We start from the raw sequence: 26,368 nt of genomic DNA, 5'->3' as shown, positions 1-26,368 counted from the left end.
ATCCAAACCGCCATTCCCGGCCAAGTCTGCCCCAGGGCACTGACACGTCAAGCTCGGTGCCCGTTCCGTGACCGTACGCGAAAGAAGCGTCGCGGAAGCGTTACAGGGGACGTGCCGCCGGTCCACAGAATTTGCACGACAGTACGGAGTAAAGGTTTCATGACCCGTCCGTCCCGTGCCGGTCCTGGCACCCCGTCTCGGACCGGCGGCTTGCGCGGAGGCTGTAGCGTGGCCGACGGAGACCGTAACAACACCGCGCGCACCGCGGGCAGAAACGACGGCGAGGACTGATGGCACAGCAGCAGCGCGCTCAGGGCCCGTCCGAACCCGAGGCGACTGGCGGCGGCATGTCGGACGCGCCGGAGTCCTGGGGGAACGGCGGGCTGGTCGGGGACGGCCGGTACCGGCTGACCCACAGACTCGGCCGGGGCGGCATGGCCGAGGTGTTCGCCGCCGAGGACGTCCGTCTCGGGCGCACGGTCGCTGTCAAGCTGCTCCGTTCCGACCTCGCCGAGGACCCGGTGTCCAAGGCGCGCTTCACGCGCGAGGCCCAGTCGGTCGCCGGCCTCAACCACCACGCGATCGTCGCCGTGTACGACTCCGGCGAGGACGTCGTCGGCGGCCAGTCCGTGCCCTACATCGTCATGGAGCTGGTCGAGGGCCGCACGATCCGCGACCTGCTGCTGAACGCCGAGGCGCCGGGCCCCGAGCAGGCCCTGATCATCGTCTCGGGCGTCCTGGAGGCGCTCGCCTATTCGCACCAGCACGGCATCGTGCACCGCGACATCAAGCCGGCCAACGTCATCATCACGCACAACGGCGCCGTGAAGGTGATGGACTTCGGCATCGCCCGCGCCCTGCACGGCGCGCAGTCGACGATGACGCAGACCGGCATGGTCATGGGCACGCCGCAGTACCTGTCGCCCGAGCAGGCGCTCGGCAAGGCCGTCGACCACCGCTCCGACCTGTACGCCACGGGCTGCCTGCTCTACGAACTGCTCTCGCTGCGCCCGCCGTTCACCGGCGAGACCCCGCTGTCGGTGGTCTACCAGCACGTCCAGGACATCCCGACGCCGCCCTCCGAGGCCTCCGACGCCTGCCCGCCCGAGCTCGACGGCCTCGTCATGCGCTCCCTCGCCAAGGAGCCGGACGACCGCTTCCAGACGGCCGAGGAGATGCGCGGGCTGGTCCAGTACGCGCTCCAGATGCTCTACGACCAGGGCGGCCACACCGGCACCTGGAACACCGGCCCGGTCGACATGCACGAGGGCCGGCACACCCCGTCGGGCGGCTTCGCCGGCACGGCCGTGATGGGCCATCCCGGGGACGTCTCCGGCACCGCGCAGATCCCGTCGCCGATCCTGCCCGCCGGCTACGGCGGCGGGGACGACGGCGGCTTCGAGGGCCACGGCAACAAGGGCGGCGGCCGCGGCAAGCTGTGGGTCCTCGCCGTGCTCGCGGTGATCGCCGTCGCGGCGGGTGTCGCCCTGGCGCTCCAGAACACCGGCGGCGACACGAAGGGGCCCGGCACCAAGCAGTCGCCGACCACCTCGCAGACGACCGAGAAGAAGACGCCCAGCGAGACGCCGAGCGACGAGCCGACCGACGAGCCGACCGACACGTCCACGGACGACGGCACCGGCACGAGCTCCGGCGGCGGCGGGTACACACCGTCGTACACGCCGTCCTACACGCCGTCGCAGAGCGCTCCCGAGTCGCCCACCGGCCAGCCGACGGACCAGCCGACCTCGCAGGAGCCGACCGACGAGCCCACGGACCCGGAGCCCTCGGACCCGGTGACGCCGCCGGACGACACGGGCGGCACCGACGCGGGCGGCGCGACCGGTGTCGTCGGAGGCGGCGCGGGCGGCGACGGCGGCTGACAACCGGAAAAAGGCATGATCCACGCGCGCGTGGGGCCCGGAGACGGGGCCCACGCGCGCGTGCCGTTTGGGCACGCCGACAAAAGAACTCTTCCCGTGACGTGGGTCACCGGGTTAACGTGCGGTTGCTCCGGCCTCCTGCAAGGCTGTGACCTGGGCCCCTTCCACGCCTTTCCGATTTACTTGGATATCCAAGCAAAATCGCAGGTCAGAGGGGGTTTCACAGAAATGTGATGCACTGGGTAACGTGCTTTTTGCAGGGCGCTCGCCGGGGCACCTGTCACGCCTGTTCCCGGCCGAGTGGCACCCACCCCGTGCCCCGGTGGTCGAGAACAGGTGAGCCGCACTGGCCTACCGGCAACCCCGGGGGCCGGACCGACGGAGGAGCACACGTGACCGTGGAGAGCACTGCCGCGCGCACACCGCGACGCAGCGCCGGAAGCAAGGCCGGCACCACCGGCACCAAGCGCACCACCCGCACGACCGCCAAGAAGGACGCCGGCGCCGAGCCCCAGCTCGTCCAGCTGCTGACGCCCGAGGGCAAGCGGGTCAAGAACGCCGAGTACGACAAGTACGTCGCCGGTGTCACCCCGGAAGAGCTCCGCGGCCTGTACCGCGACATGGTGCTCACCCGCCGCTTCGACGCCGAGGCGACCTCCCTGCAGCGCCAGGGCGAGCTGGGCCTGTGGGCCTCGCTGCTCGGCCAGGAGGCCGCCCAGATCGGCTCCGGCCGGGCCCTGCGTGACGACGACTACGTCTTCCCCACCTACCGCGAGCACGGCGTAGCCTGGTGCCGGGGTGTGGACCCGACCAACCTGCTCGGCATGTTCCGCGGCGTGAACAACGGCGGCTGGGACCCGAACGGCAACAACTTCCAGCTCTACACGATCGTCATCGGCTCCCAGACGCTGCACGCCACCGGCTACGCCATGGGCGTCGCCAAGGACGGCGCGGACAGCGCGGTGATCGCCTACTTCGGCGACGGCGCCTCCAGCCAGGGCGACGTGGCCGAATCGTTCACCTTCTCCGCGGTCTACAACGCCCCCGTCGTGTTCTTCTGCCAGAACAACCAGTGGGCCATCTCCGAGCCGACCGAGAAGCAGTCCCGCGTGCCGATCTACCAGCGCGCGCAGGGCTTCGGCTTCCCGGGCGTCCGCGTGGACGGCAACGACGTGCTCGGCTGCCTCGCGGTCACCCGGTGGGCCCTGGAGCGGGCCCGCGCCGGCGAGGGCCCGACCCTCGTCGAGGCGTTCACCTACCGCATGGGCGCCCACACCACCTCCGACGACCCGACCCGCTACCGGGGCGACGAGGAGCGCCAGGCCTGGGAGGCCAAGGACCCGATCCTGCGCCTTCGCCGCTATCTGGAGGCGTCAAACCACGCGGACGAGGGATTCTTCGCGGAACTGGAGGCCGAGTCCGAGGCGTTGGGCAAACGAGTGCGCGAGGCGGTCCGCGCCATGCCGGACCCGGACCGCTTCGCCATCTTCGAGAACGTCTACGCGGACGGACACGCGCTCGTCGACGAGGAGCGCGCCCAGTTCGCCGCGTACCAGGCGTCGTTCGCCGACGAGGGGGGTAACTGAGATGGCCGACAAGATGGCTCTGGCCAAGGCGATCAACGAGTCGCTGCGCCGCGCCCTGGACTCCGACCCCAAGGTCCTGATCATGGGCGAGGACGTCGGCAAGCTCGGCGGTGTGTTCCGGGTGACGGACGGCCTCCAGAAGGACTTCGGCGAGAGCCGCGTCATCGACACCCCGCTGGCCGAGTCGGGCATCGTCGGCACGGCGATCGGCCTGGCCCTGCGCGGCTACCGCCCGGTCGTGGAGATCCAGTTCGACGGCTTCGTCTTCCCGGCCTACGACCAGATCGTCACGCAGCTCGCCAAGATGCACGCCCGCTCGCTGGGCAAGGTCAAGCTCCCCGTCGTCGTGCGCATCCCCTACGGCGGCGGCATCGGCGCGGTGGAGCACCACTCGGAGTCCCCCGAGTCGCTGTTCGCGCACGTGGCGGGTCTGAAGATCGTCAGCCCTTCGAACGCGTCGGACGCCTACTGGATGATGCAGCAGGCCATCCAGAGCGACGACCCGGTGATCTTCTTCGAGCCCAAGCGCCGCTACTGGGACAAGGGCGAGGTCAACCCGGAGGCGATCCCGGGCCCGCTGCACAAGGCCAAGGTGGTCCGCGAGGGCACCGACCTCACCCTCGCCGCCTACGGCCCGATGGTGAAGCTCTGCCAGGAGGTCGCCGACGCGGCCGCCGAGGAGGGCAGGAACCTGGAGGTCCTCGACCTGCGCTCGGTCTCCCCGATCGACTTCGACTCGATCCAGGCGTCGGTGGAGAAGACGCGCCGCCTCGTCGTCGTCCACGAGGCACCGGTGTTCTTCGGCTCCGGCGCGGAGATCGCCGCGCGGATCACGGAGCGCTGCTTCTACCACCTGGAGGCCCCGGTGCTCCGGGTCGGCGGCTACCACGCGCCGTACCCGCCGGCCCGCCTGGAGGAGGAGTACCTGCCGAACCTGGACCGGGTGCTGGATGCCGTCGACCGCTCGCTGGCGTACTGAGGAGAGGGTCGTGACGACGATGACGGAAGCGTCCGTACGCGAGTTCAAGATGCCCGACGTGGGCGAGGGACTCACCGAGGCGGAGATCCTCAAGTGGTTCGTCCAGCCCGGTGACACGGTCACGGACGGCCAGGTGGTGTGCGAGGTCGAGACGGCGAAGGCGGCCGTCGAGCTGCCCATCCCGTACGACGGCGTGGTCCGCGAGCTGCACTTCCCGGAGGGCACCACGGTCGACGTGGGCACGGCGATCATCGCGGTGGATGTGAGCGGCGGGGCCGCCCCCGCCGCCGAGGAGCCCGCGCCCGTCGCCGAGCAGCCCGCGGCGCCCCGGCCCGCCGAGGAGCCGAAGGCGCAGGGCTCCGGCCGCCAGCCGGTCCTGGTGGGCTACGGAGTTGCGGCATCGTCCACCCGCCGTCGCCCGCGCAGGGGCCCGGAGGTCCCCGTCCAGCAGGCCTCGACAGCGATCCAGACGGAGCTGAACGGCCACGGGGCGGCGCCCCCGGCCACCCCCGCCGGCCGGGAGCGCCCCCTCGCCAAGCCTCCGGTCCGCAAGCTGGCCAAGGACCTCGGCGTCGATCTGACGACGGTCGTCCCGACCGGCCCGGACGGCATCATCACCCGCGAGGACGTGCACGCGGCGGTGGCCCGGACCCAGGCACCGCAGCAGGAGGCCCCCGCGGCCGCCGCCCCGGCACCCGCGCAGACGGCGGTGTCGTACGACACCGCCCGTGAGACCCGTATCCCGGTCAAGGGCGTCCGCAAGGCGACGGCGGCGGCGATGGTCGGCTCGGCGTTCACCGCGCCGCATGTCACGGAGTTCGTGACCGTCGACGTGACGCGCACGATGAAGCTGGTCGAGGAGCTGAAGAAGGACAAGGAGTTCGCGGGCCTGCGCGTGAACCCCCTCCTGCTGATCGCCAAGGCGCTGCTCGTCGCGATCAAGCGGAACCCGGACATCAACGCGTCCTGGGACGAGGCGGCCCAGGAGATCGTGGTCAAGCACTACGTGAACCTGGGCATCGCGGCGGCGACCCCGCGCGGCCTGATCGTGCCGAACATCAAGGACGCCCACGCCAAGACGCTGCCGCAGCTGGCCGAGTCACTGGGCGAGCTGGTGTCGACCGCCAGGGACGGCAAGACGTCCCCGGCGGCCATGCAGGGCGGCACGGTGACGATCACCAACGTCGGCGTCTTCGGCGTCGACACGGGCACGCCGCTCCTCAACCCCGGCGAGTCCGCGATCCTCGCGGTCGGTGCGATCAAGCTCCAACCGTGGGTCCACAAGGGCAAGGTGAAGCCCCGTCAGGTCACCACCCTGGCCCTGTCGTTCGACCACCGCCTGGTCGACGGGGAGCTGGGTTCGAAGGTCCTGGCGGACGTGGCGGCGATCCTGGAGCAGCCGAAGCGCCTGATCACCTGGGCGTGAGCCGGTCGCGGCGGCCCCCTGCCCTCGGGTGGGGGGCCGCCGGCGTCCGCCCGAAGGTGAACCGGCGGTACGCCGGAGAGCACAAGAAGCTCCTCAGACCCGCCCAAGTACCCCACAGTAAGCGGTTTAGCCGGACATACGATCACTCTTCATGCGCGACCCCATGGTGCTCAGGGCCCAGAGATTCGTGAACTCCGTCTATGGCAGCCGTATCGGCACGACCGTGGAGGAGACCGGCGAGACCGACTGGGCGACCCTCTACGCTCTGACCCGTGCCCTCCAGTACGAGCTGGGCATCACGGCACTGTCCGACAACTTCGGGCCCGGCACCCTCTCGGCGCTGACCGCCAAGTACCCCAAGCTGAACGCGGACACCGTCCCCTCCCCCGACTTCTGCCGCATCATCCAGTCGGGCCTGTACTGCAAGGGCTACGACGGCGGCGACCTGGACGGCACGTACGGCGAGCGGGTCCAGGCCGCCGTCACCGAGCTCAAGACCGACATGGGCGTCGAACAGGCCTTTCCCGGCGCCGATCTGACGCCCAAGGTGTTCAAGGCGCTGCTGACGATGGACGCGTACGTCCTCGGCACCTCCGGCACCCGGCAGGTCCGCGAGGTGCAGCAGTGGCTCAACGGGCGCTATCTGAACCGGCAGGACTTCTTCGTCGTCGCCTGCGACGGGCACGTGTCCCGGGACCTGGCCCGGGCACTGGTCCTCGGCACGCAGTACGAGCTCGGCATGGCCGACGGCACCGCCAACGGAAACTTCGGGCCCGGCACCCAGTCGGCCCTGAAGGCGCACCCCGTGCGGCAGGGCGACAAGGGCGTCTACGTCCAGTTGTTCTCCGCCGGGATGGTCGTGAACCGGCGGCCCGTCGCCCTCACCGACACCTTCGACTCCTACCTCGCCGCGGCCGTACGGTCCTTCCAGACCTTCGTCGCTCTCCCGGCCACGGGCGAGGGCGACTTCGCGACCTTCGCCTCCCTCCTGGCGTCCTACGGCGACCAGTCGCGCCAGGGCAAGGCCTGCGACACCATCGCCAAGGTCACCCCGGCGCGCGCGGCGACGCTCAAGGCCGCCGGGATCACGTACGTCGGCCGCTACCTCACCAACCCGAGCGCCACGTCCCTCCCGGAGAAGGCCATCCAGCCGGGCGAGTTGCAGGTCTTCGCCCAGCACGGCCTGCGCTGCTTCCCGATCTACCAGACCGTCAACAACGACGCCTCGGACTTCGACTACGTCGCCGGGCGGACGGCCGGGTACGCGGCGGTCAACGCCGCCCTGGACCACGGCTTCAAGAAGGGCACCCGGATCTTCTTCGCCGTCGACTTCGACGCGATCGACGCCGAGATCACCGCGAACGTCCTGCCCCACTTCAAGGGCATCAAGGAGGCGATGGCGGACTCCGGCCACCCGTACGAGATCGGGGTCTACGGCTCCCGCAACGTCTGCGCGCAGGTCGGCGCGGCCGGCTGGTCGACGGCGAGCTTCGTGGCCGACATGTCCCCGGGCTTCGACGGCAACGCCGGGCGCCCGCTGCCGAAGGACTGGGCCTACGACCAGTTCGTCATCCGCACCCTCGGCTCGGGCGACGGGCAGCTGGAGGTCGACGTCGACGTCGCCTCGGGCCGTGACACCGGGCAGGGCTCGTTCAACCGGCCGCGGCCCGCCGTCCCGGACGTCGCCCTGGACGAAGGTCAGGTGCCGGCGCTGCGGGCCGACCTCGCGCGCTACATGCGGTCGATCGGACGCCCGGACCTGGGCGGTGTCGGCAGCGACGCGAGGCTCTACACCAACGCCCAGGCGGTCGAGGCGATCCAGGACCAGGACGGTCTGATCACCGAGCTGTCGAATACGTACAAGATGCGCAAGGCGCTGATCCAGACGGCCGTGTACTGGGCCATGCGCGACTACAGCCTCGCCGACCAGGCCACGGACCAGCAGGTCGCCGACCACCACCAAACCGGCTCCGGGCAGGTCAGGGACTCGCACACCGGCATCGGGCAGATCAGCGGCTTTGACGCCATCCAGGCCTGGAACCACTGCATCGGCTGGGGCTACACCACCGGCGACCGCCGCGACCCGGCCAAGGACGCCGACCTCTGGTCCGTGTGGCAGCAGCTGAGCAAGGACAACGCCTTCAGCGTGCGCACGGCGGCCCTGGTCCACCTGTGGGGCGTCCGCGGCAGGCCGGGCGGTCAGCTGCCGCCCGGCGACCGGGTCACCACCCCGAGGTCCATGCGCCTGGACCTCGCCGAGTTCGAGATCACCGAACTGCTGCGCCGCTACCGGGCCTGGGACCCCGACGTGGAGGCGCAGACGCACCAGAGCCTGGCCGTCTACCAGATCTTCGAGAAGTACAACAGCATCGCCCGCAACGCGTGAAGCGTCGCCGCAACGCGTGAATCGCTGGAATGAGAGCCCGTTGAACCTCAACCTCCCCCACATCCCCCGTATCACCCGCAGACGGTCCGGACCGGCCGCCGCACACCGCCGCGGTCTGTCCCGCCGCGCCCTGCTCGGCCGTGTCGCCGCCGTCGGCGGTGCCGTGGGCGTCGCCGCCCTGCCCGTCTCGCACTTCCTGTCCCAGGCGTACGCCGACGCGCACAACCCCATCCCGGGCCGCGTACGGGACGCCCTGCGCAGCGCGCAGGACCGGACCCGGCGCGTGCTGGCCGGTTCGCGCTCCCACAACGGCTGGGAGATGGAGAACGTCGCGGACGACGGCGGCACCGTCTACACCCGCCCCGTTCCCGGCACCCCGCTCAAGGGCATCGCCGTCCGCATGGGCGACGTGGAGACCGTCCTCGTCCATCTGGTGCGCCGATTCCACTACGAGGTCGACGGCCTGCGCCGGGGCGACGTCGCCGGCTGGCACGACCCGTCCGGCGTCGGCAAGGGCCGGCCGGAGTCCAACCTGGCGTCCGGCACGGCGGTGCGGATCCGGCCGGGCTTCTACCCGCGCGGTGCCCGGGGCGGCTTCTTCCCGCAGCAGGAGGTCGTGATCCGCGACATCCTCGCCGAGCTCGACGGCGTCGTCCGCTGGGGCGGCGACGACCCCACGCCCGACGAGTCCCTGTTCTCCATCGACGTACGGCCCGGCGACAAGCGGCTGGCCGAGGTCGCGGCGCGGATCAGGGGCTGGCAGCTGGAGCCGGGAGCCGGTGCGGGCGCCCCCGTGAACGTACTGGCGGGCAGCCGGCGCAAGGCGGCCCGGGCGCTGGAGCGCCGGCAGCGCACCGCCGCGTGACGAGCGAAGGGGGGCCCACCGCCGACGGCGGTGAGCCCCCCTTTCGTGGTGCCTTGTTCTGCTTCTCCTACTTCGCGAAGCCGTAGTTCAGCAGCTTCGTCGCGTCCGACTTCCGCGCGGTCGCGTCGGTCGAGGCGAGGACCGTGCCGATGACCGTCTTGCCGTTCCGGGTGGCGGCGAAGACCAGGCAGTACTTGGCCTCCGGGCCGGAGCCGGTCTTCACGCCGATCGCGCCGGAGTAGCTCGACAGCAGCGGGTTGGTGTTCTCCCACGGCGCCATCGTCCGCGTGCCGCCGGACTTGGTGGTCGTCTTGGCCGTGTACTTCTTCGTCTTGACGACCGTGCGGAACGTGGAGTTCTTCATGGCGCTGCTGGCGATCTTCGTCAGGTCGCGCGGCGTGGAGTAGTTGGCGCCGTGGCCGATGCCGTCGAACGAGTCGAAGTGCGTGTTCTTCAGACCCAGGTCCTTGGCGGTGGTGTTCATCTTGCCGATGAAAGACTTCACGCGCGCCGCACGCGTCGAGCCCGAGCCGAACTTGTCGGCGAGCGCGTACGCCGCGTCGCAGCCGGACGGCAGCATCAGCCCGTACAGCAGCTGGCGGACGGTGACCTTGTCGCCGACGATCAGCTTGGCGTTCGACGCCCAGTTGTTGTCGACGATGTAGTCGCTGTACGCCTTCTGGATCGTGACCTTGCTGTCCAGGTTGAGCTTCGGCTGCTTCAGCACCACCAGGGCCGTCATGATCTTGGTGGTCGAGCCGGTGGAGCGGCGGGTGTCGGCCGCCTTGGTGTAGAGCGACTTCCCGGTCGCGTTGTTCATCACGTAGCCGCCCTTGGCGGCGATCGAGGGCGCCGTGGCGGCCTGCGCCGGCGCAGCGGTGAGGGCTCCGGTCGCGAGCATGGCGCCGGTGGTCACGGCGACGGCCGCAGCTCTGCGGAGACGGGTGCCCTTAATGCCGGTTATCAAGTGAAGTACCCCGATTGCGTTGAATGCCCCAGGTGTGCGGCCGAATTGAGGACGAGGGGAAGAGGGCCGCACGTGTCTGACTCGTAACTAGCACATCTGGTTGTGCCGTTGCTCACCGGGACCCGCCTTTTGCCACAGACGTGTGACATTCGGGTCCGCATACTGGACGGATGCATCCATGCGTACCTGTTGTATCTATGCTGTCGGCATGACCCTGGCCGTGAAGCAACCTCCCGCCGCCGACCGCGTCTACACCCACGTCAAACAGGGTGTCCTGGAGCGCCGTTACGAGGGCGGGACCCTGCTCACCGAGGGCGAGCTCGCCGAGGCCGTGGGGGTCTCGCGCACGCCGGTACGCGAGGCGCTGCTCCGGCTGGAGGCCGAGGGGCTGATCCGGCTCTACCCGAAGAAGGGCGCCCTCGTCCTGCCGGTCTCCGCGCAGGAGATCGCCGACGTCGTCGAGACGCGGCTGCTCGTCGAGGAGCACGCGGCGCGCAAGGCCGTGCCCGCGCCCGCCGGGCTCATCGAGCGCCTGGAGGAGCTGCTGGCCCGGCAGAAGAAGCAGGCCGCCGCCGGAGACCTCGCCGGGGCCGCCGTCACCGACCGCTGCTTCCACGCCGAGATCGTCCGCAGCGGCGGCAACGAGATCCTCTCCCGGCTCTACGACCAGCTGCGCGACCGCCAGCTGCGGATGGGCGTCGCCGTCATGCACTCCCACCCCGACCGGATCGCCAAGACCCTCGCCGAGCACGAGGAGATCCTCGACGCGCTGCGCGCCGGGGACGCCGAGGCGGCCGTCGGGCTGGTCCACCGGCACGTCAGCTGGTTCTCGCACCTGGCCCGGGGGGAGGTCCGATGAGCTCCGCCACGCTGCCGGACGATCCGCCGGGCGGCCGGCGGGCCCTGGCCGTCTGGGGCATCGGCGTCTCGGTCTACTTCGTCGCGGTCATCTTCCGCACGTCCCTGGGCGTGGCCGGCCTCGACGCGGCCGACCGCTTCCACGTCAACGCCTCCGCGCTCTCCACGTTCTCCATCCTCCAGCTGCTGGTCTACGCGGGCATGCAGATACCCGTCGGCCTGCTCGTCGACCGGCTGGGCACCAAGAAGGTGCTCGCGCTCGGGGCGGTGCTGTTCACGGCCGGGCAGCTGGGCTTCGCGTTCTCCCCCTCGTACGGCATGGCGCTCGCCTCCCGGGCGCTGCTCGGCTGCGGTGACGCGCTGACGTTCATCAGCGTGCTGCGGCTGGGCACCCGGTGGTTCCCGGCACGGCGCGGGCCGCTCGTCGCCCAGTTCGCGGGTCTGGCGGGCATGGCGGGCAACCTCGTCTCCACCCTCGTCCTGGCCCGGCTGCTGCACGGCATCGGCTGGACGCCGGCCTTCGCGGGCAGCGCGGTCGCCGGGGCCGTGGTGTTCGTCCTGGTGCTGCTGTTCCTGAAGGACCACCCGGAGGGCCACGAGCCGGAGCCGCTCCCGCACCAGGGCGCGGCCTACGTACGGCGGCAGATCGCCGCCGCCTGGCGGGAGCCGGGGACGCGGCTCGGCCTGTGGGTGCACTTCACGACCCAGTTCCCGGCGATGGTGTTCCTGCTGCTGTGGGGCCTGCCGTTCCTCGTCGAGGCACAGGGACTGAGCCGGGCCACGGCAGGCGAGCTCCTCACCCTGGTCGTGCTGTCGAACATGGTCGTCGGCCTGGTCTACGGGCAGATCGTCGCCCGGCACCACGGGGCGCGGCTGCCCCTCGCGCTCGGCACGGTCGGGACGACGGCGGCCCTGTGGGCGGCGACGCTGGCCTACCCCGGCCCGCACGCCCCGATGTGGCTGCTGATCGTGCTGTGCACGGTGCTCGGGGCATGCGGGCCCGCGTCGATGCTCGGCTTCGACTTCGCCCGCCCGGCGAACCCGCCCGAGCGGCAGGGCACCGCCTCGGGCATCACCAACATGGGCGGCTTCGTGGCCTCCATGACCACGCTGTTCGCGGTCGGGGTGCTGCTGGACGCCACGGGCGACGACTACACCGTGGCCTTCTCTTTCGTGTTCGTCCTCCAGGCGCTCGGGGTCACGCAGATTTTGCGGCTGCGGAAGCAGGCGGCCCGGCGCGAGCGGGAACGGCTGGTGGCGAGCCGGGTGGAGACGGTGCACGTGCCGGTGTAGGTCAACGGGCCGCCACGGGTACCAGGGTGAGGTACGCGAGCCCGAGGACGCCGCGGTAGGTGAGCCAGGCGGCTCGGTGGCGGTCGGCGCGCTCCCGGGTCTCGGCGGCCAGGGGGTGGCCGGGGTGCCGGGCGAGCCACACCTCGGTGTCCGCGAGGTACGCCGACTCGAACTCCTCCCATTCGTCGAGGCTCGCGGTCTCCGTCCACTCCGGCCGGAAGCCCGCGTCGACGGCCAGGCCGACGAGGGTCGCGAGGTCGGGGTGGTCGGTGGCTTTCGCGTCCGGCCACATGCGGGGCAGTTCGGCCGGGGTCGGTGGGCGTTGCCAGAAGCCCTCGCCCAGGAGGACGCGGCCTTCGTCGGAGACGAGCCTGCGTAGTTCGCCGAGGGCTTGCGGCAGTTGGCTGCCGAGGGCCTGGCTCGCGCCTACGCACAGGACGAGGTCGGCTGGGCCGTGGGGGGTGCCGGTGGCGGATTCCTCGAGGAAACGGACCCGGGGTGCCAGTCCGCGTTCCGCTGCGGCCTTCCGGCCCCGAGCCAGGTCGTCGGCGTTGATGTCGATGCCGGTGCCGGTGGCCTTCGGGGTGGCGGCGAGGATGCGGAGCAGGAGCTCGCCCCAGCCGCAGCCGATGTCCAGGACCGTGGTGGGGGCGTGGCGGACGAGACGTTGTACGAGGGCGTCTGCTCGGGTCTCGGACAGCGGGCCGTGGAAGGTGAGGCGGGTGTGGCGGGGTGGGGTTGTCATGCTCGGGGACGCTACGGGGGCCGGTGGGTGGGCGGCACGGGGTTTTCGCCGTACTGTCCGTTGGTGCTGAGGCCGGGTGGGTGCGCAGCCCGGCGCGGCGAGGTGCCGCTGCGCCCACCCGTGCCGCCCCAGCGGCACGACTGCCCGCAGCTGGGCTGACTTACTTCGTCACCGTGAAGTTGTGCAGGATCGCCGCCGTCAGGTCCGGGTCGCCTTCCGTTTTCAGCCTGTCCGTCACCGACTCCGGTGTCACGCGGCCGCAGGCCAGGCGGACGTATGTCTCCCAGTCGAGGGTGAGCGTGGCGGCGGGGCCGAGGGCGGGGGCCGTTTCGAGGGTGCCGCGGCCCTGGATGTCGACGCGGATCGTGCGCAGGAACTCGACGGGGCCGTGGACGTCGAAGACGACGGCCGAGCTGCGCGGTGCCTGCGCGTCCTCGGCGACCACCCGCGGGAGTTCACCGAGCAGCACGTCGCGGGCGACCTGCGCGCCGGGGGAGTCGAGGTTGCCGGGCCGGCCGAGGGCCGTGCGCAGGTCCTGCTCGTGCACCCACACGTCGAAGGCGTGCCGGCGCATGGACTCCTCGAGGGTCAGCTCCGTGCCGAGCGGGCCGCGCACCTTGGTGCCCGGGTCGCGCGACTCGTTGCGCAGCTGGCGGTTGCGGCGGATGATCACGTACTCCAGCTCGGAGGTCATCTCCGGCGCCGTGTGGTGACGGCGGACGTCGACCTGCATCTCCATGTAGCGCTGGTGGTCGTTCGTCACGTGGAAGAGGTCGCGCGGCAGCGTGTGGATGGGGCGCGGGTCGCCGAGCATCTCGCAGTCCAGGCCGATGACATGGGAGACCACGTCCCGCACCGACCACCCGGGGCACGGCGTCCGCCGGTTCCACTCGGCCTCCGCGAGCGGCTGGAGCAGCTCGGATATCGCTTCGATGGAGTGGGTCCAGGCGTCGGCGTAGGGCTGGAGGGTGGGATGCAGACTCACGGAACGGGACCCCTCGGCGGTCGGTGCACGGGCAGGTGGTGGCGGTTGCCAGTGGGAGGTGGCGGCTGTCGGCGGGTGTCTTGGCAGCTAAGTTACGCTGCTGTGAGGCACCCCGGCAGTGCTTTCGTGTGACGATCGTAGGCCCGTGGGGAACCCCTTGTTGGACGGGTCGAATGCCAGGACGGTGGTAGTGTGCGCGCCTCTGTGATCCAGATCGCCGTAGACGAGGGCGAATCGGTCGAATCGCGCCGCCGGCGGGTGGCCTCGATGGTCCGGGACCAGTCCGGGGCCGATCTCGTCGTCCTGCCGGAGCTGTGGACCACGGGTGCCTTCGCCTACGAGGACTTCGGGCGGGAGGCCGAGCCGCTCGAAGGGCCGACCTACGAGGCGATGGCTAAGGCCGCGAGCGACGCCGGTGTGTGGCTGCACGCGGGTTCGATCCCGGAGCGGGATCCCGACGGGCCGCTCTACAACACCTCGCTCGTCTTCTCCCCCTCCGGCGACCTCGCCGCCGCCTACCGCAAGATCCACCGCTTCGGCTTCGACAAGGGCGAGGCCGTGCTGATGGGCGCGGGGGCCGAGCTGGTGACAGTCCGTCTGCCGTCGACCACCCTGGGCCTCGGCACCTGTTACGACCTCCGTTTCCCCGAACTCTTCCGCGGTCTCGTCGACGCCGGTGCCGAGACGCTCGTGGTCCCGGCGGGCTGGCCGGAGCGCCGCCGCTCCCACTGGACGCTGCTCGCTCAGGCGCGGGCGGTCGAGAACCAGTCGTTCGTCGTCGCGTGCGGAACGGCCGGGACGCACGCCGGAGTTCCCCAGGCCGGTCACTCGATCGTGGTCGATCCGTGGGGCGAGGTGCTGGCCCAGGCGGGTGCCGATGAAGAGGTGCTGACGGTGGAGTTCGACCCGGGGAAGGTCGCGACGACGCGGGAGCAGTTCCCGGCGCTGAAGGACCGGGTGCTGGGGCTCCAGCCTCCTCGCAGGCCCTGAGGACGAACCTCCTCGCAGGCCCTGAGGACGCGCCCTCAGCCCTCCCGCTCCTTCTCCGCCAGGTGGATCACACACACGGCCACCGCGATCAGCAGTGCCGGATCCGCGTCCTCGCGGACGACCTCCACGCCGTAGGTGTCCCGTACGGTCAGCCACCGCCGGGAGATCACCGCCAGCAGCTCCCCGTCGTACTCGACGGCGAACTCGCGGTCGAGGACCTTGCCGCTGACGTCCAGTTCGTTGCCGTCGGCCAGTGACACCCGGTAGTGGTTGCGCAGCAGGGACAGCCGTTTGCGGCGGATCGTCGCCAGCGGCTCGCCGCCCCGCTGGAGCACCATCGTGTCGCGCAGGGCGAGCATCTTCTGGTGGATGTCGACCAGGACGCGCCCCTGGGTGTCCTTCAGCTCCCAGGTGTCCCGCAGGCGCAGCGCCTTGCCGTCGACGAGGAACACCTTGGTGCCGCGGTCGTCCTCGATCCAGTAGTCGTCGCCGAAGCCGAGGAGCCGGTCGTACACGAGGAATCTCATGACACCAGGGCTTCCCCGGCGCCCGCTCCGAAACGCCGTCGATAGGCCGACGGGCTGAGCCCGGTCACCCGCCGCAGCCGGTTCCGCAGGTTGGCGGCCGTGCCGAGCCCGCTGCGGGCCGCCACGACGTCCAGGCGTTCCTCGCCCCGCTCGATCAGCCGGCAGGCCAGCGCCACGCGCTCCGCCGTCAGCCACGCCAGCGGCGTCGTCCCGAGCTGGGCGCGGAAGCGCCGGTGGAGCGTGGCCGGGCTGACACGCGCGCGTGCGGCCAGGTCCGCCACGGTCAGTGGCTCGCCCAGCCGCTCCTGCGCCCATTCCAGCAGGGGCGCCAGGGACTCGTCCCGTACGTCCGGGACCGGCCGCTCGACGAACTGCCGCTGCCCGCCGTCCCGGTGCGACGCGAACACCAGCCGCCGGGAGACGTGGTTGGCGATCTCGGCGCCGTGGTCACGTCGTACGACGTGCAGGCCCAGGTCCAGCGCCGAGGCGCTGCCGGAGGCGGTCAGGACGTCGCCGTCGTCCACGAACAGCACATCGGGCTCCAGCCGAACCTGGGGGAACCTCGCCCTGAAGGACTCCGCCCACATCCAGTGGCAGGCCGCCCGCCGTCCGTCCAGCAGCCCGGCCTCCGCCATCGTGAAGGCACCCGAGCAGAACCCGACCAGCCGCGCACCACGCGCGTGTGCCCGGCGTACGGCATCCAGGACGCGCGGCGCGCGGGGTGTGCCGGTGTCGGGCCGGTTCGGCACGATCAGGGTGTCCGCCTCCTCGGCGGCCTCCAGTCCGGCCACTCCGGTGAGCGTGAAGAAGCCGTCCCGCATACGCGTGTGCGGTGCGGCGGCGCACAGCCGGAAGTCGTACAGCTCCCGCCCGAGCTCCGGCCTGCGCAGCCCGAAGACCTCGATGGCACAGCTCATCTCGAAGGGGTTCGAGTTCTCGTCCACCATCAGGACGACCCGGTGCGAGGATCCTTGCGGCATGTGCGATTTCTAGCACTCGTGCGAGACCCACGGCACCCCGGAAGATCACCCCATGACCCAGGAACCCGTCTCCCTCGCCCACGCGCTGGCCTCCTTCTCCGAGCAGTGGAGCCCGCGCATCGTCACCGCCGTCAACGACTACGACGTCCGCGTCGCGAAGGTCGAGGGCGAGCACGTCTGGCACGTCCACGACCACACCGACGAGTTCTTCCTCGTCCTCGACGGCGAGCTGCACATCGGCCTGCGCGAGCCGGCCGGGGAGCGCACGGTCGTGCTCCCCAGGGGCAGCGTCTTCACCGTCCCGCGCGGCACCGAGCACAAGCCGTACGCCCCCGTGCCGACCGCGATCCTCCTGTTCGAACCGACCGGCACCCTCACGGTCGGCGACCGCCACGACGACGTGCCCGAGCACGTGGATGCCACGACCGGTCATGCGCTGGACCGGCTGTCAGTGCCGGATGACACCCTGGACGCATGAACCACTCCGCACCCCGACGGGCCCGCGTCCGCGCCCCCGAGCTGACCGGCAAGGGCGGCTGGCTGAACACGGGCGGGCAGCAGTACACCCTCGCCGACCTGCGAGGACGCATCGTCATCCTCGACTTCTGGACGTTCTGCTGCATCAACTGCCTGCACGTCCTGGACGAGCTGCGCGAGCTGGAGGAGAAGCACCGGGACACCGTCGTGGTCATCGGGGTGCACTCGCCGAAGTTCGTGCACGAGGCGGAGCACCAGGCGGTGGTGGACGCCGTCGAGCGCTACGGGGTGGAGCACCCGGTACTCGACGACCCGGAGCTGGCCACGTGGAAGCAGTACGCAGTGCGGGCCTGGCCGACGCTCGTCGTGATCGACCCCGAGGGGTACGTCGTCGCGCAGCACGCCGGGGAGGGGCATGTGCACGCCATCGAGCGGCTGGTGGCGGAGCTGGAGGCCGAGCACGAGGCCAAGGGGACGCTGCGGCGAGGGGACGGGCCGTACGTGCCGCCGGAGCCGGAGCCGACGGTGCTGCGGTTCCCGGGCAAGGCGCTCCTGCTGCCGTCCGGGAACTTCCTGGTGAGCGACACGACCCGGCATCAGCTGGTGGAACTCGCGGAGGACGGGGAGAGCGTGGTGCGGAGGATCGGGTCCGGCACGCGCGGGTTCGCCGACGGACCGACCGACGCGGCCGCCTTCAACGAGCCGCAGGGGCTCGCCCTGCTCGACGACGGATCGGTGGTCGTCGCCGACACCGTCAACCACGCGCTGCGGCGGCTGGACCTCACCACCGGCGAGGTCACCACCCTCGCCGGCACGGGCCGGCAGTGGTGGCAGGGCTCACCCGCCTCTGGCCCGGCCCGCGAGGTCGACCTCTCCTCCCCCTGGGACGTCGCCCACTGGCAGGGCAAGGTCTGGATCGCCATGGCCGGCGTCCACCAGCTGTGGGCGTACGACCCGGCCGAGGGCACGGTCGCGGTCACGGCCGGGACCACCAACGAGGGGCTCGTCGACGGCCCGGGAGCCGAGGCCTGGTTCGCGCAGCCCTCCGGGCTGGCCGCCACCCCCGACCGCCTCTGGCTCGCCGACTCCGAGACGTCCGCCCTGCGCTGGGTGGACCCGGACGGCTCCGTCCACACCGCCGTCGGCACCGGCCTGTTCGACTTCGGCCACCGCGACGGCGCCGCCGGACAGGCCCTGCTCCAGCACCCGCTGGGCGTCACCGCCCTGCCGGACGGCTCCGTCGCGGTCGCCGACACCTACAACCACGCCCTGCGGCGCTACGACCCCGCGACCGGCGAGGTCACCACCCTGGCCACGGACCTGCGCGAGCCCAGCGACGCGGTGCTCGTCGGCGACGACATCGTGGTCGTGGAGTCGGCCCGCCACCGGCTGACCAGGCTGCGGCTGCCGGAGGAGGCGGTGAAGGTGCCCGAGGTCGCCCACCGCACGCGGCGGGAGGCCACCGAAGTCACGCCGGGGCGGCTCCGGCTGGACGTGATCTTCCAGGCCCCGGCGGGCCAGAAGCTCGACACCCGGTACGGCCCCTCCACGCGCCTGCTGGTCTCCTCCACCCCGCCGGAGCTGCTGCGCAGCGGCGAGGGCGCGGGGAGTGACCTCTCCCGCGCCCTCGAACTGGACCCCTCCGTGCCGGAGGGTGTGCTGCACGTCTCCGCGATGGCCGCCTCCTGCGACGACGACCCCGACAACGAGTACCCGGCCTGTCACGTCCACCAGCAGGACTGGGGCGTGCCGGTCCGTCTCACCGAGTCGGGGACGGACCGGCTGCCCCTGGTCCTTGCCGGGATGGACAGCTGATCCGGGCGGGGCTCACACCCCGTACCCGTCGCTGTAGCCGTCGCGCGTGTGGTGTCGTCCGTCGTCCACGACCGGCGTCGTGGGGGGCACCACCACACGCCGCCGCCTGGCGATGCTGCTGAACGTCGTGACGCCGATCAGTCCGACGATCATCAGGATGATGCCGACCAGGTCGAGGTTGACCCCCTGCATGTCCCAGTCGGTCGCGAACGTGAGGATGGCTCCCACGGCGATGAGGATGATGCATCCGCCGAGGCCCATGTGTGTCGCCTCCCTGTACGGTCCGGTCGTTCCGGTCCGCACACCGAGTACCCCCGAGGGGAACACCCATGCGGTGACGGCCCGTTCTACCTCTCGAGGAACGCCGTCAGCGCGCTCGCGAGCAGGAACGGGTCGTCGGCGCCGCACAGTTCGCGTGCGCTGTGCATCGACAGGATGGCCACGCCGATGTCGACGGTCCTGATGCCGTGCCGGGCGGCGGTGATCGGGCCGATCGTGGTGCCGCAGGGCATGGAGTTGTTGGAGACGAAGGACTGGAAGGGCACGTCGGCCGCCTCGCAGGCCGCCGTGAACTCCGCGCGGCCCGAACCGTCCGTGGCGTAGCGGTTGTTGACGTTGACCTTGAGGATCGGGCCGCCGTTGACGCGCGGGTGGTGCGTCGGGTCGTGCCGCTCCGCGTAGTTGGGGTGGACGGCGTGGCCCGTGTCGGAGGACAGGCAGACCGTACCGGCGAAGGCGCGGGCCCGGTCCTCGAAGGAGCCGCCGCGTGCGAACACCGAGCGTTCCAGCACGTTGCCGAGCAGCGGCCCGTCCGCGCCCGTGTCCGACTGGGAGCCGTTCTCCTCGTGGTCGAAGGCGGCCAGGACCGGGATGGAGGCCGGCTTGGACGCGCCGGAGGCCACGGCCGCGAGGGCCGCCGTGCCGGCGTGCACCGACAGCAGGTTGTCCATGCGCGGGCCGGCCAGCAGTTCGCGGTCGCGGCCCAGGTAGGCGGGCGGTTCCACGGAGTGCGTCATCAGGTCCCAGCCGGTGACCTCGCCCGCCGGGATGCCGGCCGTCTCCTCCAGGAAGGCGATCAGGTCGCCGTCCCGGACGTCGTTGCCCAGACCCCAGACCGGCTGCATGTGCCGCTGCTTGTCGAGCTTGAGGCCGTCGGCCGTCACCGAGCGGTCCAGGTGGATGGCGAGCTGCGGGACGCGCAGCAGCGGCCGGTCGACGTTGACCAGGCGTGTCGAGCCGTCGCGCAGGGTGAGCCGGCCCGCGAGGCCCAGGTCGCGGTCCAGCCAGGAGTTGAGCAGCGGTCCGCCGTAGATCTCCACGGCCACCTGGCGCCAGCCGTGCGCCCCGCTGTCGGGGAGCGGCTTGACGCGCAGGTTGGGGGAGTCGGTGTGGGCGCCGACGATCCGGAACGGCGTGTGCGGTGCGGCGCCCTCCGGCACGTACCAGGCGACGATCGCGCCGCCGCGCAGCACGTACTTGCCGCCGCTCGTCCCCTCCCAGGCGTCCGTCTCGGCGACCTGCCTGAAGCCTGCCTTCTCCAGCCGCTCGGCAGCTGTGGCCACGGCGTGGTACGGCGAGGGGCTCGCCGCCAGGAAGGTCATGAGATCGTCGGTGTGGCCGCGGTCGAAGCGGGCTGGTTCGCTCATGGGTTCACCTTAGCGACGGACGAGGGCCCGTTCCCCAGGGAAGGGAACAGGCCCTCGGACGAAGGACGTGAGGATCAGAACGCGGCCTCGTCCAGTTCCATCAGGTCCAGCTCGACGCCCTCGGCGACCTTGCGGGCGAGGGTGACGCCCGGCAGGACGTTGGCGGCGAAGAACTTGGCCGCGGCGATCTTGCCGGTGTAGAAGGCCTTGTCCTTGGCGGAGGCGGTCTCCAGCTTCTCGGCGGCGATCGCGGCGCCCTTGAGCAGCAGGTAGCCGACGACGACGTCACCGGAGGCCATCAGCAGGCGGGTGGTGTTGAGCCCGACCTTGTAGATGTTCTTGACGTCCTGCTCGGTGGCCGCGAGGTCGGTGAGCATCAGGCCGACGATGGCCTCCAGCTCGACCGCGGCCTTGGCGAGGTGCTCGCGGGCACCGGCCAGCTCCTCGCCGCCCGTGCCGAGGGCCAGGAACTTCTTGATGTCCTCGGCGAGGGAGTTCAGCGCGGCGCCCTGGTTGCGGACGATCTTCCGGAAGAAGAAGTCCTGGCCCTGGATCGCCGTGGTGCCCTCGTAGAGGGTGTCGATCTTGGAATCCCGGATGTACTGCTCGATCGGGTACTCCTGGAGGAAGCCGGAGCCGCCGAAGGTCTGGAGCGACTGGGCGAGCTGCTCGTAGCCCTTCTCGGAGCCGTAGCCCTTGACGATCGGCAGGAGCAGGTCGTTCAGCGCGTGCTCGGTGGCGGCGTCCTCGCCGGCGGCCTCCTTGATCTGGATCGCGTCCTGGATCGAGGCGGTGTACATCACCAGGGCGCGCATGCCCTCCGCGTACGCCTTCTGCGTCATCAGCGAGCGGCGGACGTCCGGGTGGTGGGTGATGGTGACCTTGGGCGCGGTCTTGTCCATGAAGTTCGCGAGGTCCGGGCCCTGCACGCGCTCCTTGGCGTACTCCAGCGCGTTCAGGTAGCCCGTGGACAGCGTGGAGATCGCCTTCGTGCCGACCATCATGCGGGCGAACTCGATGATGCGGAACATCTGGCGGATGCCGTCGTGCTTGTCGCCGATCAGCCAGCCCTTGGCGGGGTGCTGGTCGCCGAAGGTCATCTCGCACGTGTTGGAGGCCTTCAGGCCCATCTTGTGCTCGACGTTGGTGGCGTAGACGCCGTTGCGCTCGCCCAGCTCGCCGGTCTCGAAGTCGAAGAGGTACTTCGGGACGAGGAAGAGGGACAGGCCCTTGGTGCCGGGGCCGGCGCCCTCGGGGCGGGCCAGCACGTAGTGGAGGATGTTCTCCGACATGTCGTGCTCACCGGAGGTGATGAAGCGCTTCACGCCCTCGATGTGCCAGGAGCCGTCCTCCTGCTGCACGGCCTTGGTGCGGCCGGCGCCCACGTCGGAGCCCGCGTCGGGCTCGGTGAGCACCATCGTGGAGCCCCACTGCTTCTCCGTGGCGACCTTGGCTATGTGCTTCTGGACCTCGTTGCCCTCCTCGAAGAGGATGCCGGCGAAGGCCGGGCCCGAGGAGTACATCCACACGGCCGGGTTGGCGCCCAGGATGAGCTCGGCGTACGCCCAGATCAGAGAGCGGGGCGAGGTGGTGCCGCCGATCTCCTCGGGCAGGCCGAGGCGCCAGTACTCGGAGTCCATGAAGGCCTGGTAGCTCTTCTTGAAGGAGGCCGGGACCGGCGCGGTGTTGGTCTCCGGGTCGAAGACCGGCGGGTTGCGGTCGGCGTCGATGAAGGACTCGGCCAGCTCGTTCTCCGAGAGGCGCGTCAGCTCCTCCAGGATGCTCTTCGCGGTCTCGACGTCCATCTCCTCGAACGGGCCGGTGCCGTACACCTTGTCGCGCCCGAGTACTTCGAAGAGGTTGAACTCGATGTCGCGGAGATTCGACTTGTAGTGCCCCATGGCGACGGCTCCCGGCTCCCTAGAGAGATCGGCGAGGCACTGGATCCTCGCGCTAGTTCACGTACCAACAAGTAGCTACGATGATGCTACCCGTCAGTAATAAGACGCAACCCCTTCCGGTCATCTGTGACAGGTCACACCGGAACGGTCAAGGTCGCGGTGTAGCCGTCCCGCGTACCGCCCGTCATCGCCGCCAGCTGCCGGTCGTGGCCGTCGCTGAAGATGCCGTCGTCCTCCAGGGAGAGGCCGCTCAGGTTCCGCACGCTCTCGCCGTAGCCGTCCGTGGCGTACACCGCGTCGCAGACGTCCTTCGGGAAGGCGAGCTGCGAGGTGTTCGTGATCGACGTGGCCGCGGTGGCGTCGGCGAGGCTGCCGTAGACCTCGAAGTGGATGTGCGGCCAGCGGCCCTGGTAGCAGCCGGGGAAGATGCTGGTGAACGTGACCCGGCCCTTGTCGTCCGTCTCCTGGACTCCGCGCAGGTAGTTCTCCTCGGTGACGCCCTCGGAGTACAGGGAGTAGGCGCCCTCCCGGTCGCAGTGCCACACGTACACTGCGGCGCCCGGCTTCGGGGTGCCGCACCCGGACGCCGCGTCCACCACGGTCAGGGTGATCGTCAAGGGGACGCCCTCGGCGGTGCCGCCCGCGGAGCCGCCGAAGCTGCGCGTGATGTCGCTGCGGACGACCCCGCTCTCCTTCAGGACGTTCACGCCGTTCGAGCCGTCGCCGGGGAAGGGCCCGGCCGTCTCCTCGGGGATCTCCGCGCACCCGGCGGCCGAAGGGGAGGAGGCCGACGGGGAGGAGGGGGACGCCGTGGTCCTGTCCTCCGCCGTGCAGCCCACCAGCGGGACCAGGCTCGCGCCCGCCATCAGCCGGATCATCTGGCGGCGGGCGAGGACGGGCAGGTCGTAGGAGAGGCCCCTGTCGTGCTCGTGCGGGCCTTCGTCATGGCGTCCGTTCATGGTCCGACGCTACGAGCGCCGGGCGCGGCGATCCACAGACGCGGCGCTGTCGAGTCGCTGTCGGTTTGCCGGGCCTGCCGTACCGGCCCGATCGCCCGGCCGCGCTCGGTACTCTTGCGCTCATGTACGGCTACGACCAGACAGCGGGCCCGCAAGGGCAGTACGCCCCTCCGCAGCAGCCGATGTCCGGCGGGTACGGACAGCAGCCGCCGCTGTACCCCGAGCCGTCCCCGCCCTCCCTGACGGACGCGGTGCGTGCGTTCACGACCGGGCAGATGACCGCCGAGGACTTCCAGCAGGTCTTCGCGACGTCCAAGGTCTACTGCCCGCGCGGCGACAACCCCGGCTTCCTCGCCCTGCACAACACCCAGCAGCCGGTGATCCCGATGTTCAGCACGCTCAAGGAGCTGCGCCGGTACGCGGGCAAGGAGTCCAAGTACTTCGTGATCACCGGCGCCGAGGTCCTGGATCTGCTGCCGACCGGCTACGGCTTCGTGCTGGACATGGAGGGCGAGCACCGCATGGTGTTCGACGCGAAGGCCGTCGAGCAGATGGTCGAGTTCGCGATGCGCCGGATGTATGGCTAGACGCCATTGCTTGGCAGACGGCTGGGACCTGTGCCCTCACTTCGGCAGGCGTAGTGCCAGGCCGTCCAGGACGACCTCCAGGCCGTAGGCGAATTTCATGTCGCGCAGGGCGACGGGGTCGGTGGTGGCTTCCTCGACCTCCGCGTGCGGAATGGCCAGGTGCGTGTGGTCGGCCGCGGCCCGCTGTGCCGCGGGCATCAGGCGGGCGATGAAGTCGGCCTCGGTCTCGCCGGACCGGGCGACCGTGGTGAGCCAGGCGGCCTCCGCGTTGCTCATGCCCATGACGTACGAGAAGACGGTTTCGATCGCACGGCTCGGCTCGGGGAACCCCGCGGCCGTGAACAGGGCCGCGAGGCGTTCGGAGAAGCTCATGTAGTTGGGCCCGAGGTAGGCGAGCCCGGCCTGGCCCAGGACCAGGGTCAGCCAGGGGTGCCGTAGCGCCGTCGTACGGAAGGACCCCGCCGCCTCGGTCACCGCCGCGCGCCAGTCGGGGCTGTCGGCCGGCGGGACGTGGATCTCGGCGGCGACCTCGTCCACCGCGAGCTCCATCAGCTCGTCCTTCGTGGCGACGTGCCGGTACAGCGAGGTCGCGCCGGCGTTCAGACGGGCGCCGAGCTTGCGCATGCTGAGCGCCTCGATGCCGTCCGCGTCGAGCATCGCGATCGCCTCGCGCACGATCGCCTCGCGGCTGAGCGCGGGCTGGTCGGAGCGGCGCTGCTCACGGGCCCAGACGGATGGGATCGGTGCCGCCTTCTTCGTGCTCCTGGTCATCGGTGTCCTCCCTGGTGGCCGCGCCGCAGGCCTTCATGCGAACAGCGTGCGCAACCAGCGTACAGAACTTCAAGGTTGCGCACGCTGTTCCGCTGTGCGTACAGTGTGCGCATCGAAGGAACGGTGTACGCGGGAGGGGAACTGAAATGGACGCTCGTCATCCACGCCGCTGGTGGATCCTGATCGTGCTGTGTCTCAGCACGCTGGTGCTGGTCGTCGACAACATGGCGCTCACGGTCGCGGTGCCCTCGCTGACCGAGGACATCGGGGCGAGCGCCCAGGACATGCAGTGGATCCTCGACTCCTACACGCTGGTCTTCGCCGGGCTGCTGCTCACCTCGGGGAGCCTGGGGGACCGGTTCGGACGGCGGAAGGTGATGCTGATCGGCCTGCTGCTGTTCGGGGCGGCCTCGCTGGGGGCGGTGTTCTGCTCCAGTCCGGGTGAGCTGATCGCGATACGGATCGCGATGGGGGTGGGCGGGGCGCTGATCATGCCGTCGACGCTGTCGATCCTGATCACCGTCTTCGACGAGGACGAGCGGCCCAAGGCGATGGCGGCGTGGGGTTCGGTGTCGATGCTGGGGCTGGTCGGCAGCCCGGTCCTCGGCGGTGTGCTGATCGACCACTTCGCCTGGCAGGCGATCTTCCTGATCAACGTGCCGATCGTCGCCCTGGCGCTGCTGGCCGGTGTGCTGCTGATGCCGGAGTCCAAGGCGCCCTGGCAGAAGCCGGACCCGCTGGGCGCGGTGCTGTCGGCGGTGGGGATGACGGCCCTGGTGTGGTGGATCATCGAGATTCCGCAGCACGGCGCGTTCGGCGGCCGCTCCCTCCTCGTCCTGGCCGTCGCGGTGGTCGCCCTGGCCGGCTTCGTGGTCTGGGAGAACGTCACCCGCTCGCCGATGGTGCCGCTGGTCCTCTTCAAGCACCGCAACTTCAGCGGGGGTTCGCTCTCCCTGGCGCTCGTCCAGATCGGCAACGCCGGTCTGCTGCTGGTCCTGACCCAGTACCTGCAGTTCGTGCTCGGCTGGTCCGCGGTCAAGGCGGGCCTGGCCTTCCTGCCGCTGGCCGTGGCCGCTCTGGCGGGCAACGCGGCCGGGGCGCAGCTCGCCGTGAAGGCGGGCAACCGGTTCGTCATCCTCGGCGGCATGCTGCTGATGGCCGCCTCCTTCGGGCTGCTGACCACGCTCAGCGCGGACAGCGGCTTCACGGTCCCGGCGGTGGCGCTGGGGATCCTGGGCCTCGGTGCCGGTCTGGCGATGCCGGCCGCGGTGGCCGCCCTGATGAGCACCATCCCGGAGGAGAAGGCCGGCGTCGGCTCGGCCCTCAACGACACCATCCAGCAGTCGGGCACCGCCCTCGGCATCGCGATCCTCGGCTCGCTGCTCTCCGGCGGCTACGCGGACGAGATGCCGGCCGGCGCTCCCGAGCAGGCCAGGGAGTCCATCGGCGGGGCCCTGGCGGTCGCGGGCGGCGACTCGGGCCTGGTGCGGGCGGCCCGGGAGGCCTTCACGGCCTCGATGTCGACGACCTTCACGATCAGCGCGGTCGGTGTCCTGGCCGCGGCGGTGGTGGCCACGGTGGTGATGCGCGACCGCAAGGCCGAGCCCGCCGGGGCCGGGAGCGAGGAGCCCGAGCTGGTCGCCTGACGCGGACCGGGAGAAGGCCGGCACCCCCCATGCGGGGAGCCGGCCTTTCGTCATGCCCCTGTCCCGTGGTTCGCTGCGCCGTCGCCCGGGAATGCC

23 protein-coding genes are annotated in these 26,368 nt (G+C 70.8%); 13 read left to right on the top strand and 10 right to left on the bottom strand.

All coding sequences use genetic code 11. The features are described from left to right. The first annotated feature begins 290 nt into the window (after nt 1-290). The 6 genes from MQE23_RS22005 (at nt 291) to MQE23_RS21980 (ending at nt 9,125) form a co-directional block, all read left to right on the top strand. Complete coding sequence (locus MQE23_RS22005; RefSeq protein ID WP_037666706.1) at nt 291-1,883, top strand: protein kinase; 1,593 nt, start codon at nt 291-293, stop codon at nt 1,881-1,883. 392 nt (nt 1,884-2,275) lie between these two features. Then, complete coding sequence (pdhA, locus tag MQE23_RS22000; RefSeq protein ID WP_020269510.1) at nt 2,276-3,469, top strand: pyruvate dehydrogenase (acetyl-transferring) E1 component subunit alpha; 1,194 nt, start codon at nt 2,276-2,278, stop codon at nt 3,467-3,469. Between the two features lies 1 nt (nt 3,470). After that, nucleotides 3,471-4,448: an alpha-ketoacid dehydrogenase subunit beta gene (locus tag MQE23_RS21995; protein ID WP_020269511.1), complete on the top strand. Its 978-nt coding sequence runs from the start codon at nt 3,471-3,473 to the stop codon at nt 4,446-4,448. A 10-nt stretch (nt 4,449-4,458) separates the two neighbouring features. Then, nucleotides 4,459-5,874, top strand: a complete 1,416-nt coding sequence (locus tag MQE23_RS21990) for a dihydrolipoamide acetyltransferase family protein (RefSeq protein WP_243380001.1) — start codon at nt 4,459-4,461, stop codon at nt 5,872-5,874. A gap of 151 nt (nt 5,875-6,025) precedes the next feature. Then, on the top strand, nt 6,026-8,260 hold the full coding sequence (locus tag MQE23_RS21985; RefSeq protein ID WP_243380000.1) for a glycoside hydrolase domain-containing protein: 2,235 nt from the start codon (nt 6,026-6,028) through the stop codon (nt 8,258-8,260). 40 nt (nt 8,261-8,300) lie between these two features. Beyond that, on the top strand, nt 8,301-9,125 hold the full coding sequence (locus MQE23_RS21980) for a twin-arginine translocation signal domain-containing protein (protein WP_020269514.1): 825 nt from the start codon (nt 8,301-8,303) through the stop codon (nt 9,123-9,125). A 67-nt stretch (nt 9,126-9,192) separates the two neighbouring features. On the opposite strand, the gene MQE23_RS21975 is transcribed toward MQE23_RS21980, so the two are convergent. After that, complete coding sequence (locus tag MQE23_RS21975) at nt 9,193-10,092, bottom strand: serine hydrolase (RefSeq protein ID WP_037666707.1); 900 nt, start codon at nt 10,090-10,092, stop codon at nt 9,193-9,195. Nucleotides 10,093-10,300: 208 nt separating this feature from the next. On the opposite strand from MQE23_RS21975, the gene MQE23_RS21970 reads away from it, so the two are divergent. Together MQE23_RS21970 and MQE23_RS21965 are read left to right on the top strand one after the other, a co-directional pair. After that, nucleotides 10,301-10,951 (top strand): GntR family transcriptional regulator, encoded by a 651-nt coding sequence (locus tag MQE23_RS21970; protein ID WP_010032507.1) that lies wholly within the window; start codon nt 10,301-10,303, stop codon nt 10,949-10,951. Then, a complete protein-coding gene (locus MQE23_RS21965) occupies nt 10,948-12,243 on the top strand; it encodes an MFS transporter (RefSeq protein WP_243379998.1) in 1,296 nt (431 codons plus the stop codon). The genes MQE23_RS21970 and MQE23_RS21965 overlap by 4 nt, the downstream gene beginning before the upstream one ends. Before the next feature lies 1 nt (nt 12,244). Here the strand turns inward: MQE23_RS21965 and MQE23_RS21960 are convergent, their stop codons facing one another. Further along, entirely contained in the window at nt 12,245-12,988 is a 744-nt protein-coding gene (locus MQE23_RS21960; RefSeq protein ID WP_020270450.1) for a class I SAM-dependent methyltransferase, read from the bottom strand. Between the two features lie 160 nt (nt 12,989-13,148). Beyond that, nucleotides 13,149-13,973: a maleylpyruvate isomerase family mycothiol-dependent enzyme gene (locus MQE23_RS21955; RefSeq protein ID WP_020270449.1), complete on the bottom strand. Its 825-nt coding sequence runs from the start codon at nt 13,971-13,973 to the stop codon at nt 13,149-13,151. Between the two features lie 192 nt (nt 13,974-14,165). Here MQE23_RS21955 and MQE23_RS21950 point away from each other — a divergent pair, with 192 nt between their 5' ends. Next, nucleotides 14,166-14,963 (top strand): carbon-nitrogen family hydrolase, encoded by a 798-nt coding sequence (locus MQE23_RS21950; protein ID WP_243379996.1) that lies wholly within the window; start codon nt 14,166-14,168, stop codon nt 14,961-14,963. A 35-nt stretch (nt 14,964-14,998) separates the two neighbouring features. Here MQE23_RS21950 and MQE23_RS21945 read toward each other — a convergent pair whose 3' ends face one another. Next, nucleotides 14,999-15,490: an LURP-one-related family protein gene (locus MQE23_RS21945; RefSeq protein WP_020270447.1), complete on the bottom strand. Its 492-nt coding sequence runs from the start codon at nt 15,488-15,490 to the stop codon at nt 14,999-15,001. After that, entirely contained in the window at nt 15,487-16,470 is a 984-nt protein-coding gene (locus tag MQE23_RS21940; protein WP_243379995.1) for a helix-turn-helix domain-containing protein, read from the bottom strand. The genes MQE23_RS21945 and MQE23_RS21940 overlap by 4 nt, the downstream gene beginning before the upstream one ends. 52 nt (nt 16,471-16,522) lie before the next feature. Here MQE23_RS21940 and MQE23_RS21935 point away from each other — a divergent pair, with 52 nt between their 5' ends. Both MQE23_RS21935 and MQE23_RS21930 read left to right on the top strand, forming a co-directional pair. Continuing rightward, on the top strand, nt 16,523-16,948 hold the full coding sequence (locus MQE23_RS21935; protein ID WP_243379993.1) for a cupin domain-containing protein: 426 nt from the start codon (nt 16,523-16,525) through the stop codon (nt 16,946-16,948). Further along, a complete protein-coding gene (locus MQE23_RS21930) occupies nt 16,945-18,762 on the top strand; it encodes a thioredoxin-like domain-containing protein (protein WP_243379992.1) in 1,818 nt (605 codons plus the stop codon). The genes MQE23_RS21935 and MQE23_RS21930 overlap by 4 nt, the downstream gene beginning before the upstream one ends. A gap of 12 nt (nt 18,763-18,774) precedes the next feature. On the opposite strand, the gene MQE23_RS21925 is transcribed toward MQE23_RS21930, so the two are convergent. The 4 genes from MQE23_RS21925 to MQE23_RS21910 form a co-directional block, all read right to left on the bottom strand. Continuing rightward, complete coding sequence (locus MQE23_RS21925; protein ID WP_010032488.1) at nt 18,775-19,023, bottom strand: DUF6458 family protein; 249 nt, start codon at nt 19,021-19,023, stop codon at nt 18,775-18,777. 86 nt (nt 19,024-19,109) lie between these two features. Then, a complete protein-coding gene (locus MQE23_RS21920; protein WP_020270443.1) occupies nt 19,110-20,408 on the bottom strand; it encodes a M18 family aminopeptidase in 1,299 nt (432 codons plus the stop codon). 74 nt (nt 20,409-20,482) lie between these two features. After that, nucleotides 20,483-22,309, bottom strand: a complete 1,827-nt coding sequence (locus MQE23_RS21915) for an acyl-CoA dehydrogenase (protein ID WP_020270442.1) — start codon at nt 22,307-22,309, stop codon at nt 20,483-20,485. Nucleotides 22,310-22,443: 134 nt separating this feature from the next. After that, entirely contained in the window at nt 22,444-23,268 is an 825-nt protein-coding gene (locus tag MQE23_RS21910; RefSeq protein WP_243379991.1) for an intradiol ring-cleavage dioxygenase, read from the bottom strand. 122 nt (nt 23,269-23,390) lie between these two features. On the opposite strand from MQE23_RS21910, the gene MQE23_RS21905 reads away from it, so the two are divergent. After that, nucleotides 23,391-23,855: an SseB family protein gene (locus MQE23_RS21905; protein WP_020270440.1), complete on the top strand. Its 465-nt coding sequence runs from the start codon at nt 23,391-23,393 to the stop codon at nt 23,853-23,855. 36 nt (nt 23,856-23,891) lie between these two features. Here MQE23_RS21905 and MQE23_RS21900 read toward each other — a convergent pair whose 3' ends face one another. After that, a complete protein-coding gene (locus MQE23_RS21900) occupies nt 23,892-24,626 on the bottom strand; it encodes a TetR/AcrR family transcriptional regulator C-terminal domain-containing protein (protein WP_020270439.1) in 735 nt (244 codons plus the stop codon). 146 nt (nt 24,627-24,772) lie between these two features. Between MQE23_RS21900 and MQE23_RS21895 the strand changes: the two genes are divergently transcribed. Then, the gene (locus tag MQE23_RS21895) at nt 24,773-26,272 is read left to right on the top strand and encodes an MFS transporter (protein ID WP_020270438.1); all 1,500 of its coding nucleotides are present in this window, start codon (nt 24,773-24,775) and stop codon (nt 26,270-26,272) included. Nucleotides 26,273-26,368: the final 96 nt, after the last annotated feature.

Source organism: Streptomyces sp. HP-A2021 (assembly GCF_022807935.1).
GTDB lineage: Bacteria > Actinomycetota > Actinomycetes > Streptomycetales > Streptomycetaceae > Streptomyces > Streptomyces afghaniensis.
Note: the sequence above shows the minus strand (reverse complement) of the source record. Positions and strands in the feature narration are given on the sequence as shown.

What these genes read in the sequence shown, in the direction of transcription:
- MQE23_RS22005 (WP_037666706.1), top strand. Translation starts at nt 291, where the DNA reads ATGGCACAGCAGCAGCGCGCTCAGGGCCCGTCCGAACCCGAGGCGACT.
- MQE23_RS21995 (WP_020269511.1), top strand. Translation starts at nt 3,471, where the DNA reads ATGGCCGACAAGATGGCTCTGGCCAAGGCGATCAACGAGTCGCTGCGC.
- MQE23_RS21985 (WP_243380000.1), top strand. Translation starts at nt 6,026, where the DNA reads ATGCGCGACCCCATGGTGCTCAGGGCCCAGAGATTCGTGAACTCCGTC.
- MQE23_RS21970 (WP_010032507.1), top strand. Translation starts at nt 10,301, where the DNA reads ATGACCCTGGCCGTGAAGCAACCTCCCGCCGCCGACCGCGTCTACACC.
- MQE23_RS21965 (WP_243379998.1), top strand. Translation starts at nt 10,948, where the DNA reads ATGAGCTCCGCCACGCTGCCGGACGATCCGCCGGGCGGCCGGCGGGCC.
- MQE23_RS21960 (WP_020270450.1), bottom strand. Translation starts at nt 12,988, where the DNA reads ATGACAACCCCACCCCGCCACACCCGCCTCACCTTCCACGGCCCGCTG.
- MQE23_RS21945 (WP_020270447.1), bottom strand. Translation starts at nt 15,490, where the DNA reads ATGAGATTCCTCGTGTACGACCGGCTCCTCGGCTTCGGCGACGACTAC.
- MQE23_RS21940 (WP_243379995.1), bottom strand. Translation starts at nt 16,470, where the DNA reads ATGCCGCAAGGATCCTCGCACCGGGTCGTCCTGATGGTGGACGAGAAC.
- MQE23_RS21935 (WP_243379993.1), top strand. Translation starts at nt 16,523, where the DNA reads ATGACCCAGGAACCCGTCTCCCTCGCCCACGCGCTGGCCTCCTTCTCC.
- MQE23_RS21930 (WP_243379992.1), top strand. Translation starts at nt 16,945, where the DNA reads ATGAACCACTCCGCACCCCGACGGGCCCGCGTCCGCGCCCCCGAGCTG.
- MQE23_RS21925 (WP_010032488.1), bottom strand. Translation starts at nt 19,023, where the DNA reads ATGGGCCTCGGCGGATGCATCATCCTCATCGCCGTGGGAGCCATCCTC.
- MQE23_RS21920 (WP_020270443.1), bottom strand. Translation starts at nt 20,408, where the DNA reads ATGAGCGAACCAGCCCGCTTCGACCGCGGCCACACCGACGATCTCATG.
- MQE23_RS21915 (WP_020270442.1), bottom strand. Translation starts at nt 22,309, where the DNA reads ATGGGGCACTACAAGTCGAATCTCCGCGACATCGAGTTCAACCTCTTC.
- MQE23_RS21910 (WP_243379991.1), bottom strand. Translation starts at nt 23,268, where the DNA reads ATGAACGGACGCCATGACGAAGGCCCGCACGAGCACGACAGGGGCCTC.
- MQE23_RS21905 (WP_020270440.1), top strand. Translation starts at nt 23,391, where the DNA reads ATGTACGGCTACGACCAGACAGCGGGCCCGCAAGGGCAGTACGCCCCT.
- MQE23_RS21900 (WP_020270439.1), bottom strand. Translation starts at nt 24,626, where the DNA reads ATGACCAGGAGCACGAAGAAGGCGGCACCGATCCCATCCGTCTGGGCC.
- MQE23_RS21895 (WP_020270438.1), top strand. Translation starts at nt 24,773, where the DNA reads ATGGACGCTCGTCATCCACGCCGCTGGTGGATCCTGATCGTGCTGTGT.